Source organism: Exiguobacterium sp. BG5(2022), from assembly GCF_031844365.1.
In the GTDB taxonomy this organism is placed as follows: Bacteria; Bacillota; Bacilli; order Exiguobacteriales; family Exiguobacteriaceae; genus Exiguobacterium; species Exiguobacterium profundum.
In genome coordinates this window covers 230,778-245,122 of record NZ_JAUZVB010000001.1, presented here as the reverse complement: position 1 = coordinate 245,122, position 14,345 = coordinate 230,778, and the positions used below count along the sequence as shown (strand labels likewise).

Genomic DNA, 14,345 nt, shown 5'->3' with positions numbered 1-14,345 from the left:
TCTTTTCAGTCATGTCCGTTATACTGATGGATGGAACATCTTTCCTGAAATCATTTGAAAGGAGGGCTAAGTCTTGAACGTCCTCGAGCATCTACTCGCCGTCTGTGGGGTCTTCAGCATTCCCATCGGTATCTTGGTTCAATTCATCCCGAACGAACTCGTTCTCGCATACGGAGGCTTCCTCGTCGACTCGCATGACGCGCCCTTCTTCCTGACGTTCCTACTGGCGTGGGTCTCCTTCACGCTCAGCCAAATCGGTCTGTACTGGATCGGTCGATATGGTGGGCGTCCCGTCGCGCTCAAACTGTATCGGTATTTTCGAATTCGGCAAGACAAGCAACTCCGGGCCGAGCGCTGGTTTGAGAAATACGGTGCATGGATCGTCTGTCTCAGCCTGTTTTGGCGTCAATTATTCGCCGTGAGCGCCGGGGTGATGCGTCTATCGTTCCGTAAGTTTTTGTCGGTGACGACCTTGATTTTCGCCGTCTGGTCATTCATCTTCATCCATGTCGGGATGATGCTTGGTAGCAACTGGCGCATGATCGGCCACTTCATGGACGATGTCATCCCCTTCTTGGCTCTTGCTGTCGGGATTATCCTCGTCGTTCGACATGTTCGTCAGCAACCAAAACGTGTGAAAGAATCAGCTTAACTGAAGCTGATTCTTTTTTGTTGGAAAGGGAAACGCTAATATCTGTCGAATAAGAACCATGTAAGCGAATCGCGGTCATATATATAGGACACCGCACAACGAAAAAGGAGGAATCATCATGTTCCATCGCCGTAAAACGTATACGATTCGACCTGAACGCCTGCAAGAATTCACCGACTTTTTCCATACATACATTTATCCGATCCAGGCGTCGCATGGCGCCCGCCTCGTCGGACGCTGGGTGACCGAAGACAAGTCCGAGGTCATGGCATTATGGGAATACCGGGACCGTGAACATTATGAGCAAGTCGAACGGGACTATCGGGGCAGCGCCTTACGACGGGAAGCGATGAAGAAGCGGGCCCGACTAGGCAAAGATTTGTATATCAAGTCGAGTGAAGAATTCATGATGCCGACCGGTCACTATACGCCACCCCGCACCATCGTTTCTGTGACGGCGTACATTACGAACGAAGCAGGCGAAGTTCTCCTCGTCAAAAATATGCATCGGAACGATTCGTTTGAAATGCCTGGCGGACAAGTGGAAGAACATGAGTCCATCGTGGATGCCATCCATCGTGAAGTACGCGAAGAGACCGGTGCGGAAATCAAAGTAGAAGGGATCACCGGGATTTATCAAAACGTGTCGTCCCGCGTCCTCTGTGTCACCTTCCGCGCCACTTATGTATCAGGTGACCTCAAACCGCAGGCTGGCGAGACACAGGAAGTTGGATTCTATAAAGTTGACGCAAGCAACATCGGCGACTACATCAAACGAGAGCATTTCCAGATGCGCTTCCTCGATGCCATGGACCCGACCTATATGCCTTACGCCATTTATAAAGTACGACCATATGAACTGATTGAGCGCATTGAACGCCAATCCGTATGACGCAAAAAGGGATGATCCGCTATGTGCGAATCATCCCTTTTCTTTATGCTTCTTGCATGTCTTCTTGTTGAGATTGTCCAGTCTCCACTAACAGTTTCCGGACACGGCGTTTCTCCACATGGAGAACGGTGAACGTCATGTCTTGATACGTGACTTGTGCACCTTTCTCCGGGATGTCACCGAGCAATTCAACGAACCAACCGCCCATCGTGTTGGAATCGACGTCTGGTTCTGCAATCCCCATCTCTTCCGCGAATTCATCAACGTTCATGTCAGCCATACACTCATAGACCCCTTCACGGAGACGTCTGAGATAGACGACGGATTCGTCGTGCTCATCCCAGATGTCGCCGACGAGTTCTTCAAGCATGTCTTCTAACGTGATGAGACCCGCCGTGCCCCCGAATTCATCGAGGACGACAGCCATGTGAGATTGTTTCTGCTGGAGAATCGGAAGTAGTTCAATCAATTTCGTCTGCGGTGACACGTACGTGAGCGGTCGGATGAGCGAACGGACATCCGTCACTTCATCCTTCATCATCGAACGCAAGAAGTCACGTTCCGACAAGACACCGATGACGTTGTCAATCGAGTCTTTGTAGACCGGTAAACGCGAATGTCCACCACTGAAAATCGTGTCTTTGATTTCATCGAGCGAATCGTCGATGTCGACGGCCAGAATATCGATTCGTGGCGTCAGCACATCATCGACCGTAATATCGTTGAAGGCAAAGGCGCTATGGACGAGCTCTGCTTCCGTCTCTCCGAGCACACCTTCCTCTTCTCCCATATCGACGAGCACTTTCAACTCTTCTTCGGTGACGGATGGCTCCTTGTCTTTCATCCCGATCATCCGCAGCGTCAACTTCTTCAAGCCGGTGAAAATCATCGTCACCGGTTTGAGGACTTTGACGAGGAACACAAGGATTCCACTGATGAGAAGCGAATACTTCTCCGCAAACTCTTTCGCGAGCGATTTCGGTAAAATCTCACCGAAAATCAAGATGATGACCGTCGTCGCGAACGTTGACACGAGAAGACCGGTTCCCCCACTGAAAATAGATGTGGCGATGGCGGTCGACACCGTCGCCGAACCGATGTTGACGATGTTGTTCCCGACGAGAATCGTCGAGAGGGTATCATCAAAACGGTCGACGAGACTGAGGACACGTTTTGCGGCTTTATCACCATCTTCCGCCATCCGAATCATCCGGACCCGGTTCACACTCGAGAGCGCCGTTTCTGCCGATGAGAAAAACGCTGACAACATGACGAGAACTACATATAGAATTAAACTTGACGAGGGCACAGGGTCCACGTTAGCTTCACACTCCGTTTCTTCTTAACAAATAATTTTTTTATTCCACAAACTCGAATTCGAAGTCGAGGATTGCCACGACACTACCGTCCTCGGCACCCAACTTACGAAGATCGTCATCGACGCCCATTTGACGCATTTGACGAGCAAATCGTTTGATTGACTCATCATGGTCAAAGTTCGTCATCTTGAAGAGTTTCTCGATACGAGGGCCCGTGATCACGAAGCGATCGTATTCATCGATGTGGATTTGATAGCCTTTCTCTTCCTTCTCATAACGATACACGACACGAGGCGTCGCTGTCTTCTCTTCGAGCTCATCGAGTGGGAATTCTGGTGTCGTATCGACAAAGTTAGCCACTTCGATCAACAAGTTACGAAGACCATCTTGAGCGAGTGCTGAGATCGGGAAGACTTTGACATCGTCCCCTACCTTCTTCTTGAACTCTTCAAGATGTTCCGCTGCGTCCGGCATATCCATTTTGTTCGCCACGACGACTTGTGGACGCTCGAGGAGACGTAAGTTGTACGACTCGAGCTCACGGTTGATCGTCGTGTAGTCTTCGAACGGGTCGCGCCCTTCCATACCACTCATATCGATCATGTGAACGATAACTTTCGTCCGTTCGATATGGCGAAGGAACTGGTGACCGAGACCGACGCCTTGGCTCGCCCCTTCGATGAGACCTGGAAGGTCGGCCATGACGAAACTACGGTCGTCCGCTGTCTTGACGACACCGAGGTTCGGTGTGATCGTCGTGAAGTGGTACGCACCGATTTTCGGGCGTGCCGACGAGACGACAGAGAGAAGCGTTGACTTCCCGACAGACGGGAATCCGACGAGACCGACGTCTGCGAGGAGTTTCAACTCGAGACGCAACTCACGTTCTTGACCTGGTTCCCCGTTCTCCGCAATTTCCGGAGCCGGGTTGGCAGGCGTCGCAAAACGACAGTTCCCGCGACCACCACGACCGCCTTTGGCGATCGTCGCTTGTTGGCCGTGCTCGGTCAAGTCTGCGATGACGGTATCCGTTTCGGCATCGAACACGATCGTGCCAGGTGGGACCTTGACGATGAGCGGTTTCGCTTTACGTCCGTGCATCCCTTTTGACATCCCTTTTTCGCCATCATGGGCGATAAACTTCTTCGAATAGCGGAAATCAACGAGCGTCCGCAATCCTTCCTCTACTTCAAAGATGACGTCCCCACCGTGACCACCGTCACCACCTGCAGGACCACCGTCTGGAACGTATTTCTCGCGACGGAAAGCGACCATCCCTTTTCCGCCGTCTCCAGCTTTTACAAAAATATTAACCTGATCGACAAACATTTATTTCCCCTCCTTTATGTGAAACGTAGTGGTATCTACGTTCTGTTCGTACACATAGGCTGATGCCTTCACATCGTCCGGGACAGCGCCCGTGACGCGAACCATCAGTCCGTCCGTGAACGTCACATGAATCGGCCCATCCGTGTTGTCTAACAAGCGGACAAGCATCTCTGCCACTCGCGCGTCATCGATGGCGAGTTGGTCGGTTGAAATCGTATACGTCATCCGTCCCTCCCAATTCGCTTGAATCACGACTAGGCTCGTCTGTGGCACGTTCAAACGAACGAGCGCACTCTCTTCGTCGGCCTGTTTCCGATAGCGTTCGTAAAGTTCCTCGAGCTTAGTCGGATCGAGAGCCACATAGAGCGAGATCAATTGAAGCCGATTCATCCATTCGTGACGGACGGTCGATAAGAGCTCGAGTGTCTGTTCTGAATCCATTTGATCCTCTCCTAGAAAAAAAGACTCTAACCAAATAAGTGGCTAGAGTCTTCTGCGTCGTTCAACTTACGCGACTGGGTAAACGCTCACTTGTTTCTTGTCGCGACCAAGACGCTCATAGCGTACTACGCCGTCAACTTTCGCAAACAAAGTGTCGTCGCCACCACGGCCAACGTTTTCACCTGGGTGAATCTTTGTACCGCGTTGGCGGTAAAGGATTGATCCAGCTGAAACTGTTTGTCCGTCAGCGCGTTTTGCACCGAGACGTTTCGAAATTGAGTCACGACCGTTTTTAGTCGAACCAACTCCCTTTTTCGAAGCGAAGAACTGAAGGTTCAATTGTAACATGAGGTCCACCTCCTATTGTTCAATTTGGATATATTCACCGTAGCTTTGGGCGATCGTGTCTAACTGCACGAGCATCCCTTCTAATAACAGTTGGGTGCGTTCCATATCCTGCGGTGATAAGTCAGGATACGTCTCGACATAAAAGTAACCACCCTCTGTTTGATCTGCCATTTCTACAAGAAGCGATTGACCCGCAAGCGTTTCGACGGCGTTATAGGCACCAAAGATGATGGCTGAAACACCGGCGCACACCAAGTCAGAACCAGGTTCTGCAAAATTGGCATGACCAGTCACTTCGACGGAGCGAATCGAATTCGCCTCGTCTCGTCTTACCTTGACCCGAATCATAGCTTACGCTTCGATTTTCTCGATGCGAACTTTCGTGTAAGGCTGACGGTGACCTTGCTTACGACGGTAGTTTTTCTTAGCTTTCATTTTGAAGACAGTGATCTTCTTAGCGCGGCCGTGTTTTACCACAGTACCGACAACTTTAGCGCCTTCTACGAGTGGAGCGCCGACTTTAACATCGTCACCACCAACGAAAAGAACCTCACCGAATTCTACAGTACCTTCGACATCAGCATCGAGTTTTTCGATGTAGATCTCTTGACCTGCTTCAACTTTGATTTGCTTACCACCTGTTTTGATGATTGCGTACATATACGTGCACCTCCTTGTTAAACTCAGACTCGCCATCCTGGGCAGGGCAAAAACCTTTAAAAACCCGTTCTGTGCGGTTGTAGCCATTTGGGTGCTTCCAAACGAACTAACGTTATAGATAATACCATTCTCAATTAATCATTGTCAACGACGAGATAAGAAATTCTGACATTCTTCGGACGTCCCATAAAAGACGAACTCCGGCTCCCCTTCGACGAGGTGCACCTCAATGTCAAATCCGTGCCAAGAAGCGTCATGCCACTTATTAGGGAGTGAGAGCACGACCGCTTCGTATTGATCATTCAAATCAAGGAGCGACCGTTCAAACTGTGAGAAGATGGCCAATTTTGAAGGCTTGCCGGCATAAAACATCCGGTCTTGAATCGAGCGCCCGGTCCGTTCCCGCGACAGCTCGAACAGCCCCATCCGTGTGAAGCCGTACACTTCGACACGTCGTGGGTCACGCGCCCCTAGTTCTTTCATCTTTTTAAGGAGACGGGTCTGCCCTTCCTTTGAACCACGTAAGAAATCGATGACGATCATGCCGCCGATATTTCGCAGACGCAACTGCTCCATGATCGAATAGAGCGCGGCTTCATTGATGGTATCGGCCGCACGCCCCTTGTCTTTGACGGCGACATTTTTGCCACTGTTCACGTCGATGACGGTCATCGTCTCGACTTGTTCGATCAAGACGAACGCCCCACCATCCAACCAGACGGCACGACTCTCCAGTTTCTCGATGGCTCCATCGAGACGTTTCGCTTCAGGCATCCGCCCTTTTCCGATATGACGTTTCACCGGGACATCCAATCGTTCGAGTCGCGTTTGCCCTTCTTTGTCATTCAACAGCACGGACTCGACTGCATGACGTCTCACGAATTGTTCGCATAGTAGCTCGTCTTGCCCGAACCTTTGCTCGATCACTATGGTCGAACGGTTACGCAATCGATTCAGTTCTTCCTGTAACGCTTCCGGGGCCACTTGTCCGGCTTCCGTCCGAAATAAGACCCCTTCCTCTTCCGTTAAGTCGAGCGCCTTTGAGAGGCGGTCCTGCGTGACGAGGTCGAGTTTCCGGCTGAACAGTTGACGACGTCCAAATGGGAAATACACAAGATATCGCCCACCGAATCGAATGTTCTCTGTCACTTTATGATGCTTGCCGTTGATTCCTTCTTTTGTCACTTGGACGAGTCGCTTTTCTCCGACGACTGCCGCTTGCCCGATGGCGGGCACTTCCGGATACGAGGCGAGCGCACGGAGCGTCTCTGCGATCGGGAGAAAGTATGTCGTCTCCCCATCCGTCAAAAAGGCTGCCCCGAGTGACGGGTGGATCCTTTCAATTGCGGCTTCGACGATGGTCCCGACAGACAGTTGGTCGACAAACCGTTCCTCGACTTCGAGTAATCGTTCGCCGTCCACGAGCATCGCCCGTTCGATGGAAGGTGTTCGTTCGTAGATTAGCTTCATCTGCATCACTCCTTTCGACAGAAAAAGGCAACTTCCGTTGCCTTTACGCTTTTTTCATTCCAAATTTCATCATGAGTCGTGCCCAGAAGCCGACCGGTGCCGTCTCCGTCTGAATCGACATGAGCGGGACCGATTCGCCAAGAATACGGCGCGTGATGTTCCGGTAAGCCTGCCCGGCATAGTTGTCCGGATTCATCGTGACCGGGACACCGCGGTTCGCGGCTGCGATGACTTCCTCATCGTCGATGACGACACCGAGTAAGTCAATCGACAGGATGCGCATGATGTCATCGATGTCGAGCATGTCGCCCGATTCGACGAGATGATTCTTGACTCGGTTGACAATCAGTTTAGGCGCATCGATATGTTCCGCTTGCTCGAGCATCCCGATGATACGGTCTGCATCTTGAACCGCCGCTTTTTCAGGTGTCGTGACGACGATCGCCTCATCCGCACCGGCAATCGCGTTCATGAACCCTTGCTCGATTCCAGCAGGACAGTCAATCAAGACGAAATCATATTCCGTCTTCAACTGGTCAACGATTTCTTTCACTTGTTCAGGATTCACTGACGTCTTGTCTTTCGACTGTGCGGCCGGGAGTAAATACATCTCCTCGAAGCGTTTATCGCGGACGAGCGCCTGATTCAACTTACATTGACCCGTGATGACATCGACAAGGTTATAAATGCTCCGGTTGTCGAGACCGAGAATGATATCAAGGTTACGCAATCCGATATCTGTATCGACGAGACAGACCGAGTGTCCAGACAAGGCGAGCCCCGTCCCGATGTTGGCGGTCGTCGTTGTCTTCCCGACGCCCCCTTTTCCTGATGTCACGACGATGGCTCTGCCGTTTTTAACTTCTTTTTCTGTATGTACAGGCTCCACTACTTGCTCCATTCCACTCACCCTCTCTGTAATTCCATTGCATATGCGTCTTTCAGACCTGTCATGACGTGGCGGAGACGTGTCATCTCAATCCCATCACTCGTCTGATACGCACAACCCATCTCAATCTCAGGAAGTTCTTCCTCGTCATCGGCTGTGAGTACACGTTCGCCGATTGCTAAAAACTTCGGATGGAGCAGGCTCGCGGTGATGACCGCTTCTTCCCATCCTTCGACACCGGCGCGTACATTTCCTCGTATCGTCCCTAAACAATAAATACTTCCTGTCGCCCGGACCTCTGACCCAGGATTGATATCCCCGATCACAAGCACCGAACCGTCAAACGTCAAGACTTGTCCACTCCGAATCGTCCCGCTGTGATAGTGGAATGTCTTTCTGCCGTACGTCGCTTTCGCTTCTTCTGTCAACATGACATCGCTCGACAAGTCTTCAATATAAAAAACGCCATGACGAGCGACGACCTCACGAATTTGACGTGACAGCTCCTCGTCAATATAACGAGTACCCGCGTGCAACTTCAGGGCAATCTTTCCGGACGGCGGCTCCATTTCTTGTAATGTCGCTTCTAAGTCCGTAAGCACCTCGTCGATGCCACTCTTCGGATTGAAGTGAATGGCAATGCCGTTGCGATGTCCTTTAATCGTAATGTGTCGTTTACGCTCCATCATGGCTACCCTCTTTTCGCAACAGGGCGTGTCGTCACATAACGCGTCATCGGATAATAAAGAATCACGATGGCGATGGCATTGACGAGCATCGTCCCTGGAATCTGTTCAACCAATAGTGTTTGAATCGTCATCAACGTCCCACCAATCGCCGCCATGATCCCGTAAATCGCAAAGGTGAAAACGAGAATCATAAACGTGAACGTAATGGTGACGGAGAAGAAGTTCTCACCTATATATTTTAACACGAAGCTGGCTAAGAGAGGAATGAGTGAAAAAGTAAATACATAGATTCCAATCAGGTCGGTGTAGACGATATCATACAGCAGTCCGAATACAAGCCCAAACCCGAGTGCCGTCTCCCATCGACCGTACAGACTGACAAACATCAACCCGATCAACGTCAACAAAAGAAACGGCGTGGCGTAGTGCCAAGAAAAAATCGATGCCCATGTTCCTTCAATAAGAAAAAGGAGGAACAGGGCGATGAACACTTTCATGTTACTCACCCGCTGCTCCTCCTTCCTCGGGACCCGTTAAAAACGGTTCGTCTAGTGTCCGATCAATCACGTACATTTGTGAGAACTCATTGAAGTCGGCCTCCGGTTTAATCCGGGCGACTTGTGAGACGCCATATTCATCCGTCTCGATCGATTCGATCGTACCGATGACGAGTCCAGCCGGATAACGTCCACCGAGTCCGGACGTCGATACGATTTCTCCTTCTTTCAGCTTGACGCTATTCGATACTTTCGTGAAGAACAATTCATTCGTCTCCGTGTCGAATCCGTCAACCGTCCCATACGTCGGTTTGCCGTCCGCATCTTTGACCACTGCCGAGACGTTGTTCGTCCGGTTGTTGTCGCTGAGCAGTTGAACTTGCGACGTATAGGCACTCGTCTGAATGACACGACCGACCATCCCGCTCGCTGCGGTCACGGCCATGCCCTTTTCAACGCCGCGTTCTGAACCGACGTTGATGGTGACGTAGCGTTGCCAATCGTTCGGTGTCCGACCGATGACCTCCGCCGGAATGAGGTCGAAGTCACGTAACGACTCGTCTCTTGCTTCGACCATCTTTCGAAGCTCCTCATTCTCACGGCGCAAATCATCCGCTTCAACCGATACCTCGGCGTACTTCGCCAAATGTTCTTTCAGCTGGCGGTTCTCTTCGTAGATATCGCGGACATCTGAGATGGACGAGACCGTTGAGTCCATCCACCCGATTGGTACCGCGAACACTCGCTGGAACGTGCCGACCACATCACGCGTGACATCTTGGTACCAGGCTGATTCCGATCGTCCTCGAATCGAAACACCTAAAATGACGAAAAACAAGATCAGTACAATTAGCGTGATGATGAGCTTTTTATTACGTACGAATCGGCTCATCTTGTCTCACCTCTCATCGACGTGACGAGATGCCTGATTTCGAACGGAGGACGTCCATCATTTCAAGAGATTTTCCAGTCCCGACCGCTACGCAGTCGAGTGGCTCATCCGCAACGAGTGTCGGGATGTGTGTCTCGTCTGAGATCACGTCGTCCAAGTTTTTGAGGAGGGCGCCGCCGCCAGTCAAGACGATTCCGCGGTCCATAACGTCAGCCGCAAGCTCTGGAGGAGTTTGCTCAAGCGTTTGCTTGACCCCTGCTAAAATCGCTTCGACTGTATCAGAAAGAGCTTCACACACTTCTGCAGACGTGACTTCGATTTGTTTTGGAAGTCCTGTTACGAGGTCGCGACCACGGATTTCCATCTTCTCCGCTTCGTTCGATGCATCGATGCGCGCCGAACCGACTTCCATTTTGAGCGTCTCAGATGTACGCTCCCCGATCATGAGGTTGTACTTGTTCTTGATGTAACGAATAATGGCATCATCCATTTCGTCACCACCGACACGAATCGATTGGCTTGTCACGATGCCGCCGAGTGAGATCACTGCGACTTCGGTCGTACCGCCACCGATATCGACGACCATCGAGCCAGTCGGTTCCCAAACTGGGAGGCCTGCACCGATTGCTGCCGCGAACGGTTCTTCAATTGTGTATGCTTCACGAGCGCCTGCTTGTTTCGCAGCGTCTTCCACGGCACGTTTTTCAACAGACGTGATACCGCTTGGGACACAAATCATGACGTTCGTCTTCGATGAGAACAAACCGCCTTTTGATTTTTGAGCTTGCTCCATGAAGTATTTAATCATCGTCGCTGTCGTTTCGAAGTCAGCGATGACGCCGTCTTTCATCGGACGACGTGCAGAGACGTTCCCCGGAGTACGTCCAATCATATCTTTGGCCTGATTACCAACGGCCTCAATTCTACCGGTATCTGTGCGGAACGCCACGACGGACGGTTCACGAACAACAATTCCTTGACCCTTTACATAAACGAGCGTGTTAGCCGTTCCAAGGTCGATTCCGATCTCTCGGTTAAAACTACGAAACATAGGTGTTGCTCCTCTCTTCATTACACTATTTTTTATTATAACGGAAAAATCATGTTTGAAAACGTTCATTCGATTACAGGTTATTTACAATAACCGCATCTCAGTCCTGTCTCACCGTCTATTAGTTTGCCTTCTTTTCGGCAAAAAGGCAAATCAAAAAAGCAGACGCAAGTGAGCGTCTGCCTAAGGAGAGAACGGTTACAATCCCGGTTGGAGCGGAAGCAGTAACATCGCTCCGTAAAAGAATACCGAGAAAATCAACACCGGCCGAAAGAAGCGGGATGGCTTGAGTCGGGTCGCTCCTGCCAAAAAGCTCGATGTCGTCACGACGAAAAGGTAGATCCCAATGTACATGAGCAGGAGGCGGACGAGTACCGTCCAGATGCCGAGTTGATTGAGTTCATTGAAAGAGAGCACGATCATACTGAGATAAGCGATGAGCGATAGAACTCCTACGCCAACACCGACGAGCGGCGAGACGCGGTCGAGCCAGTGGTCCTGATCGAACCTCATAAATAGCGCTGTGCTCACAAATAAAAACAGGATGAACACAACGATCGAGAAGATGGTTGGTTCTAGATGTATGTAACTCACAAAAAGCGATAATCCGACCATCAGTATCCAAATTATTTTTTCCATAAAAACACCTCATTTGTTTTCTAATCAACATCCAGATTCGATTAGAGTAAACTACGTTCCTTGATCACATCACAACTTTTTCAGTGTGGCGAGAATAGATTGTTGGATCAGGTCATGCCGCTGCTCTTCGTTTAAACGGACATACAGACTCTTCAAGAATGTTTTCACATTATGGACGACGTACCAATATTTTTCCTCATCAAGATGTTGCTTACATTCTTCTAAGTGATGTGGAAGCTGCTCTACATGGCGATGAATGACTTCAGAATCCATCCCTCGTTCGAGTAAACGTAGGAGCGGATTGATGAGACGTTCGTCTTCATCATGCGCCAATACCTCAGAACGCATGAATTGATTGATAATGACGTGGAAGAGTTCCGGAAATGACGCTGGATCCAGTTTCGGATTTGCGATCAGTTCGTCCACCGCATCTGCCGCGTGGGCAATCGAATGGGCCCATCCCTTGCCATTCACATAACCCTTGTATCTCTCTCGAGCTGAAGATATCGAATCAAACCTTCTGCTGCCTTCCGGAATTGGTCTTCTGTCAAAAAGTCCTCTTCAACGTCTCGATGCAGAATCAAAGCCATCAATAGAGTCGTGAAAGCTCTCGTGAAGACAGCGTCCGACTGCGTTTCCTCAATTCTATGAAACAAAAGAGCATGCAAGGACGTCTCAAGGAGTTCACTCATCTTGTCGAAATCGATGTCTTTTTGTTCGATGATGAGGCGAAAGAACATCGTGTATATGAGTCGATCACGGAGTTCGCCGTCCGGTGACCCGATATGCTGAACCATGCTGGTGAGAATGGCTTCTTTGTTTTTTTCGTAATACGTCAAATCCCCATCTTTCATCATCTGAAGGGCTTCTTTTAATTCGTTTTCCGACAGTACATTCATATGCGTACACCGCTTTGATTCATCATCTACTCTTTAGCCAAATGACAGTTTAAATAGCGCTGTTCATTCAGACCTTTCATTCGGATGTTGTGATGATCCTTCTTCTCCGGAATAGATCATCCACAAACTCAACATCAAACAAATCAATCCGCCCAGACCAGTCGTGATCAAAGACAATTGCTCACTAAAAAAGGATTTACTGACTGCTAAGAAAAGAAGAAACCCCCATCCGATCACATTCCATATCGTAATACGCGACAAATTAGACACCTCCCGTGCGCAAAGTAATTCATAATCATTTCTGCTCTCTTCGAATTTTACATCTCCACTTATCATTTTCCAACTATATCCAAAATTTAATGAGGTACCAGTTCTCTCGTAAACACAAAAAAGCAGACATCACGATGCCTGCTCTCTACTCCTTACCCATTCATATATCCCCGCTGCTTCATGCTGACGTAATGGTCTTCCCCGATGATGACGTGGTCGAGACAAGCGATGCCGACGATATTGCCTACTTCGACCAATCGCTCGGACACCTCGATGTCCTCCCGACTCGGGGTCGCGTCCCCACTCGGATGATTGTGCACGGCGATAAAGCACGCCGCCGACAGCTTGAGCGCCTCACGAAAAACATCGCGCGGGTGCACGATCGAGGAGTTGAGCCCTCCGACGAAAAGCGTCTTCCGAGCGATCAGTTGGTTCTTCGTATTCAAATACAAACAGACGAAATGCTCCTGATTCAACAGTCTCAATTCATCCCGCAACAACTCATAGGCGTCTTGCGGCGAACGAATCGTCGGCATACTCGCTTTCGGTTCCTCGACGTATCGAATCCCGATTGTGAACGCGGCGAGGAGTTGCTCCGCCTTCTTCTTCGTCATCCCTTCGATTTTACATAAATCGTGAACGGACGCTTGTGACAGCGCCCGTAACGTCGGGTAGACGTCCGAGATACGACGAGCCGTCTCCATCGGGTCCGGTCCCCGTCCTCCGATTTGAAGCAATCTGGCGATGGCGGTCTCTACACTACGGTCAAGCACCATGGTCATTCCTTCACCTACTTTCAAGTTCACAGGAAGCGAGGCGTCACCCCATGCCGGTCGAGCGTCTTGACGAGCGGATGGATCGGCAATCCAACGACATTATAAAAATCCCCTTCGATTCCTTCGACGAAGAGACCACCCGATCCTTGAATCCCATACGCACCCGCCTTATCGTAGGGCTCTGTCGAATCCAAATAATCCGCTAGCCAGGTTTCAGGAATCTCAGCGAACGTCACACGCGTCGTCGTGACGAACAAATCTTGGGACTTACCGATGATGCTCACACCCGTCAGCACTTCATGGGTCGAACCGGATAATCGTTCAAGCATCCGTTTCGCATCCTCCCGGTCTGTCGGTTTCTCTAAAATGATGCCGTTCAAGACGACGACCGTGTCCGCGCCGATGACGATAGCATCACGGTGATGCCTTGCCACGTCCATCGCTTTCTCCCGGGCCAGACGAGCGACGTAATCACTCGGTGTCTCCCGACCGTCCGTCCCTTCCGTCACGGTAGATGGGATGACCTCATGTTTGATTCCTGCTTTCGTCAATAGCTCGGTACGTCGCGGTGACATCGAGGCGAGAATGACACGCTTCTGTGTTGAATTCATTGTATCGACTCCTTCTCTTCT

At 50.4% G+C, this 14,345-nt stretch carries 17 protein-coding genes, 1 pseudogene and 1 other annotated feature; of the genes and pseudogenes, 2 read left to right on the top strand and 16 right to left on the bottom strand.

Annotated elements, in window-relative coordinates; translation table 11 throughout:
* The first annotated feature begins 73 nt into the window (after nt 1–73).
* Both Q9R25_RS01265 and Q9R25_RS01260 read left to right on the top strand, forming a co-directional pair.
* Entirely contained in the window at nt 74–652 is a 579-nt protein-coding gene (locus Q9R25_RS01265; RefSeq protein WP_074037484.1) for a DedA family protein, read from the top strand.
* A 118-nt stretch (nt 653–770) separates the two neighbouring features.
* A complete protein-coding gene (locus Q9R25_RS01260) occupies nt 771–1,544 on the top strand; it encodes an NUDIX domain-containing protein (protein ID WP_214691133.1) in 774 nt (257 codons plus the stop codon).
* A 43-nt stretch (nt 1,545–1,587) separates the two neighbouring features.
* Here the strand turns inward: Q9R25_RS01260 and Q9R25_RS01255 are convergent, their stop codons facing one another.
* The 16 genes and pseudogenes from Q9R25_RS01255 to Q9R25_RS01180 form a co-directional block, all read right to left on the bottom strand.
* Complete coding sequence (locus Q9R25_RS01255) at nt 1,588–2,853, bottom strand: hemolysin family protein (RefSeq protein ID WP_255344459.1); 1,266 nt, start codon at nt 2,851–2,853, stop codon at nt 1,588–1,590.
* Between the two features lie 49 nt (nt 2,854–2,902).
* Nucleotides 2,903–4,192: a GTPase ObgE gene (gene obgE, locus Q9R25_RS01250; protein WP_015881157.1), complete on the bottom strand. Its 1,290-nt coding sequence runs from the start codon at nt 4,190–4,192 to the stop codon at nt 2,903–2,905.
* Nucleotides 4,193–4,633, bottom strand: a complete 441-nt coding sequence (locus Q9R25_RS01245; RefSeq protein WP_078146562.1) for a Spo0B domain-containing protein — start codon at nt 4,631–4,633, stop codon at nt 4,193–4,195.
* A gap of 66 nt (nt 4,634–4,699) precedes the next feature.
* Nucleotides 4,700–4,981: a 50S ribosomal protein L27 gene (rpmA, locus tag Q9R25_RS01240; protein ID WP_015881155.1), complete on the bottom strand. Its 282-nt coding sequence runs from the start codon at nt 4,979–4,981 to the stop codon at nt 4,700–4,702.
* 12 nt (nt 4,982–4,993) lie between these two features.
* Nucleotides 4,994–5,329, bottom strand: coding sequence for a ribosomal-processing cysteine protease Prp (locus tag Q9R25_RS01235; protein ID WP_078146561.1), 336 nt, complete (start codon nt 5,327–5,329; stop codon nt 4,994–4,996).
* A gap of 3 nt (nt 5,330–5,332) precedes the next feature.
* Entirely contained in the window at nt 5,333–5,641 is a 309-nt protein-coding gene (gene rplU, locus Q9R25_RS01230) for a 50S ribosomal protein L21 (protein WP_015881153.1), read from the bottom strand.
* 15 nt (nt 5,642–5,656) lie between these two features.
* Nucleotides 5,657–5,730 (bottom strand) — a sequence feature (ribosomal protein L21 leader region).
* A gap of 55 nt (nt 5,731–5,785) precedes the next feature.
* Complete coding sequence (locus Q9R25_RS01225; protein WP_311282716.1) at nt 5,786–7,111, bottom strand: ribonuclease E/G; 1,326 nt, start codon at nt 7,109–7,111, stop codon at nt 5,786–5,788.
* A gap of 43 nt (nt 7,112–7,154) precedes the next feature.
* Nucleotides 7,155–8,012, bottom strand: a complete 858-nt coding sequence (gene minD / locus Q9R25_RS01220; protein ID WP_015881151.1) for a septum site-determining protein MinD — start codon at nt 8,010–8,012, stop codon at nt 7,155–7,157.
* 5 nt (nt 8,013–8,017) lie between these two features.
* A complete protein-coding gene (locus Q9R25_RS01215) occupies nt 8,018–8,686 on the bottom strand; it encodes a septum site-determining protein MinC (RefSeq protein WP_311282714.1) in 669 nt (222 codons plus the stop codon).
* A gap of 5 nt (nt 8,687–8,691) precedes the next feature.
* Nucleotides 8,692–9,186 carry a rod shape-determining protein MreD gene (gene mreD / locus Q9R25_RS01210; protein WP_049759982.1) on the bottom strand — a complete coding sequence of 165 codons (495 nt, stop codon included), beginning with the start codon at nt 9,184–9,186 and terminating at the stop codon, nt 8,692–8,694.
* Between the two features lies 1 nt (nt 9,187).
* On the bottom strand, nt 9,188–10,078 hold the full coding sequence (mreC, locus tag Q9R25_RS01205) for a rod shape-determining protein MreC (protein WP_047795500.1): 891 nt from the start codon (nt 10,076–10,078) through the stop codon (nt 9,188–9,190).
* A 13-nt stretch (nt 10,079–10,091) separates the two neighbouring features.
* Nucleotides 10,092–11,129, bottom strand: a complete 1,038-nt coding sequence (locus tag Q9R25_RS01200; RefSeq protein WP_074037493.1) for a rod shape-determining protein — start codon at nt 11,127–11,129, stop codon at nt 10,092–10,094.
* 198 nt (nt 11,130–11,327) lie between these two features.
* Nucleotides 11,328–11,768 carry a hypothetical protein gene (locus Q9R25_RS01195; RefSeq protein ID WP_311282713.1) on the bottom strand — a complete coding sequence of 147 codons (441 nt, stop codon included), beginning with the start codon at nt 11,766–11,768 and terminating at the stop codon, nt 11,328–11,330.
* 69 nt (nt 11,769–11,837) lie between these two features.
* Nucleotides 11,838–12,460, bottom strand: a pseudogene (locus tag Q9R25_RS01190) (DUF2785 domain-containing protein).
* 629 nt (nt 12,461–13,089) lie between these two features.
* Nucleotides 13,090–13,719, bottom strand: a complete 630-nt coding sequence (gene radC, locus Q9R25_RS01185) for a RadC family protein (protein WP_215244106.1) — start codon at nt 13,717–13,719, stop codon at nt 13,090–13,092.
* A gap of 20 nt (nt 13,720–13,739) precedes the next feature.
* Nucleotides 13,740–14,324, bottom strand: coding sequence for a Maf family protein (locus tag Q9R25_RS01180; protein WP_078146555.1), 585 nt, complete (start codon nt 14,322–14,324; stop codon nt 13,740–13,742).
* Between the last annotated feature and the right edge of the window lie 21 nt (nt 14,325–14,345).

Excerpts from the sequence above, each read along its gene's own strand:
- minD (WP_015881151.1), bottom strand. The coding sequence starts at position 8,012 with ATGGAGCAAGTAGTGGAGCCTGTACATACAGAAAAAGAAGTTAAAAAC.
- Q9R25_RS01180 (WP_078146555.1), bottom strand. The coding sequence starts at position 14,324 with ATGAATTCAACACAGAAGCGTGTCATTCTCGCCTCGATGTCACCGCGA.
- mreD (WP_049759982.1), bottom strand. The coding sequence starts at position 9,186 with ATGAAAGTGTTCATCGCCCTGTTCCTCCTTTTTCTTATTGAAGGAACA.
- Q9R25_RS01200 (WP_074037493.1), bottom strand. The coding sequence starts at position 11,129 with ATGTTTCGTAGTTTTAACCGAGAGATCGGAATCGACCTTGGAACGGCT.
- rpmA (WP_015881155.1), bottom strand. The coding sequence starts at position 4,981 with ATGTTACAATTGAACCTTCAGTTCTTCGCTTCGAAAAAGGGAGTTGGT.
- Q9R25_RS01215 (WP_311282714.1), bottom strand. The coding sequence starts at position 8,686 with ATGGAGCGTAAACGACACATTACGATTAAAGGACATCGCAACGGCATT.
- radC (WP_215244106.1), bottom strand. The coding sequence starts at position 13,719 with ATGACCATGGTGCTTGACCGTAGTGTAGAGACCGCCATCGCCAGATTG.
- Q9R25_RS01225 (WP_311282716.1), bottom strand. The coding sequence starts at position 7,111 with ATGAAGCTAATCTACGAACGAACACCTTCCATCGAACGGGCGATGCTC.
- rplU (WP_015881153.1), bottom strand. The coding sequence starts at position 5,641 with ATGTACGCAATCATCAAAACAGGTGGTAAGCAAATCAAAGTTGAAGCA.
- Q9R25_RS01260 (WP_214691133.1), top strand. The coding sequence starts at position 771 with ATGTTCCATCGCCGTAAAACGTATACGATTCGACCTGAACGCCTGCAA.
- Q9R25_RS01245 (WP_078146562.1), bottom strand. The coding sequence starts at position 4,633 with ATGGATTCAGAACAGACACTCGAGCTCTTATCGACCGTCCGTCACGAA.
- Q9R25_RS01235 (WP_078146561.1), bottom strand. The coding sequence starts at position 5,329 with ATGATTCGGGTCAAGGTAAGACGAGACGAGGCGAATTCGATTCGCTCC.
- obgE (WP_015881157.1), bottom strand. The coding sequence starts at position 4,192 with ATGTTTGTCGATCAGGTTAATATTTTTGTAAAAGCTGGAGACGGCGGA.
- Q9R25_RS01195 (WP_311282713.1), bottom strand. The coding sequence starts at position 11,768 with ATGGAAAAAATAATTTGGATACTGATGGTCGGATTATCGCTTTTTGTG.
- mreC (WP_047795500.1), bottom strand. The coding sequence starts at position 10,078 with ATGAGCCGATTCGTACGTAATAAAAAGCTCATCATCACGCTAATTGTA.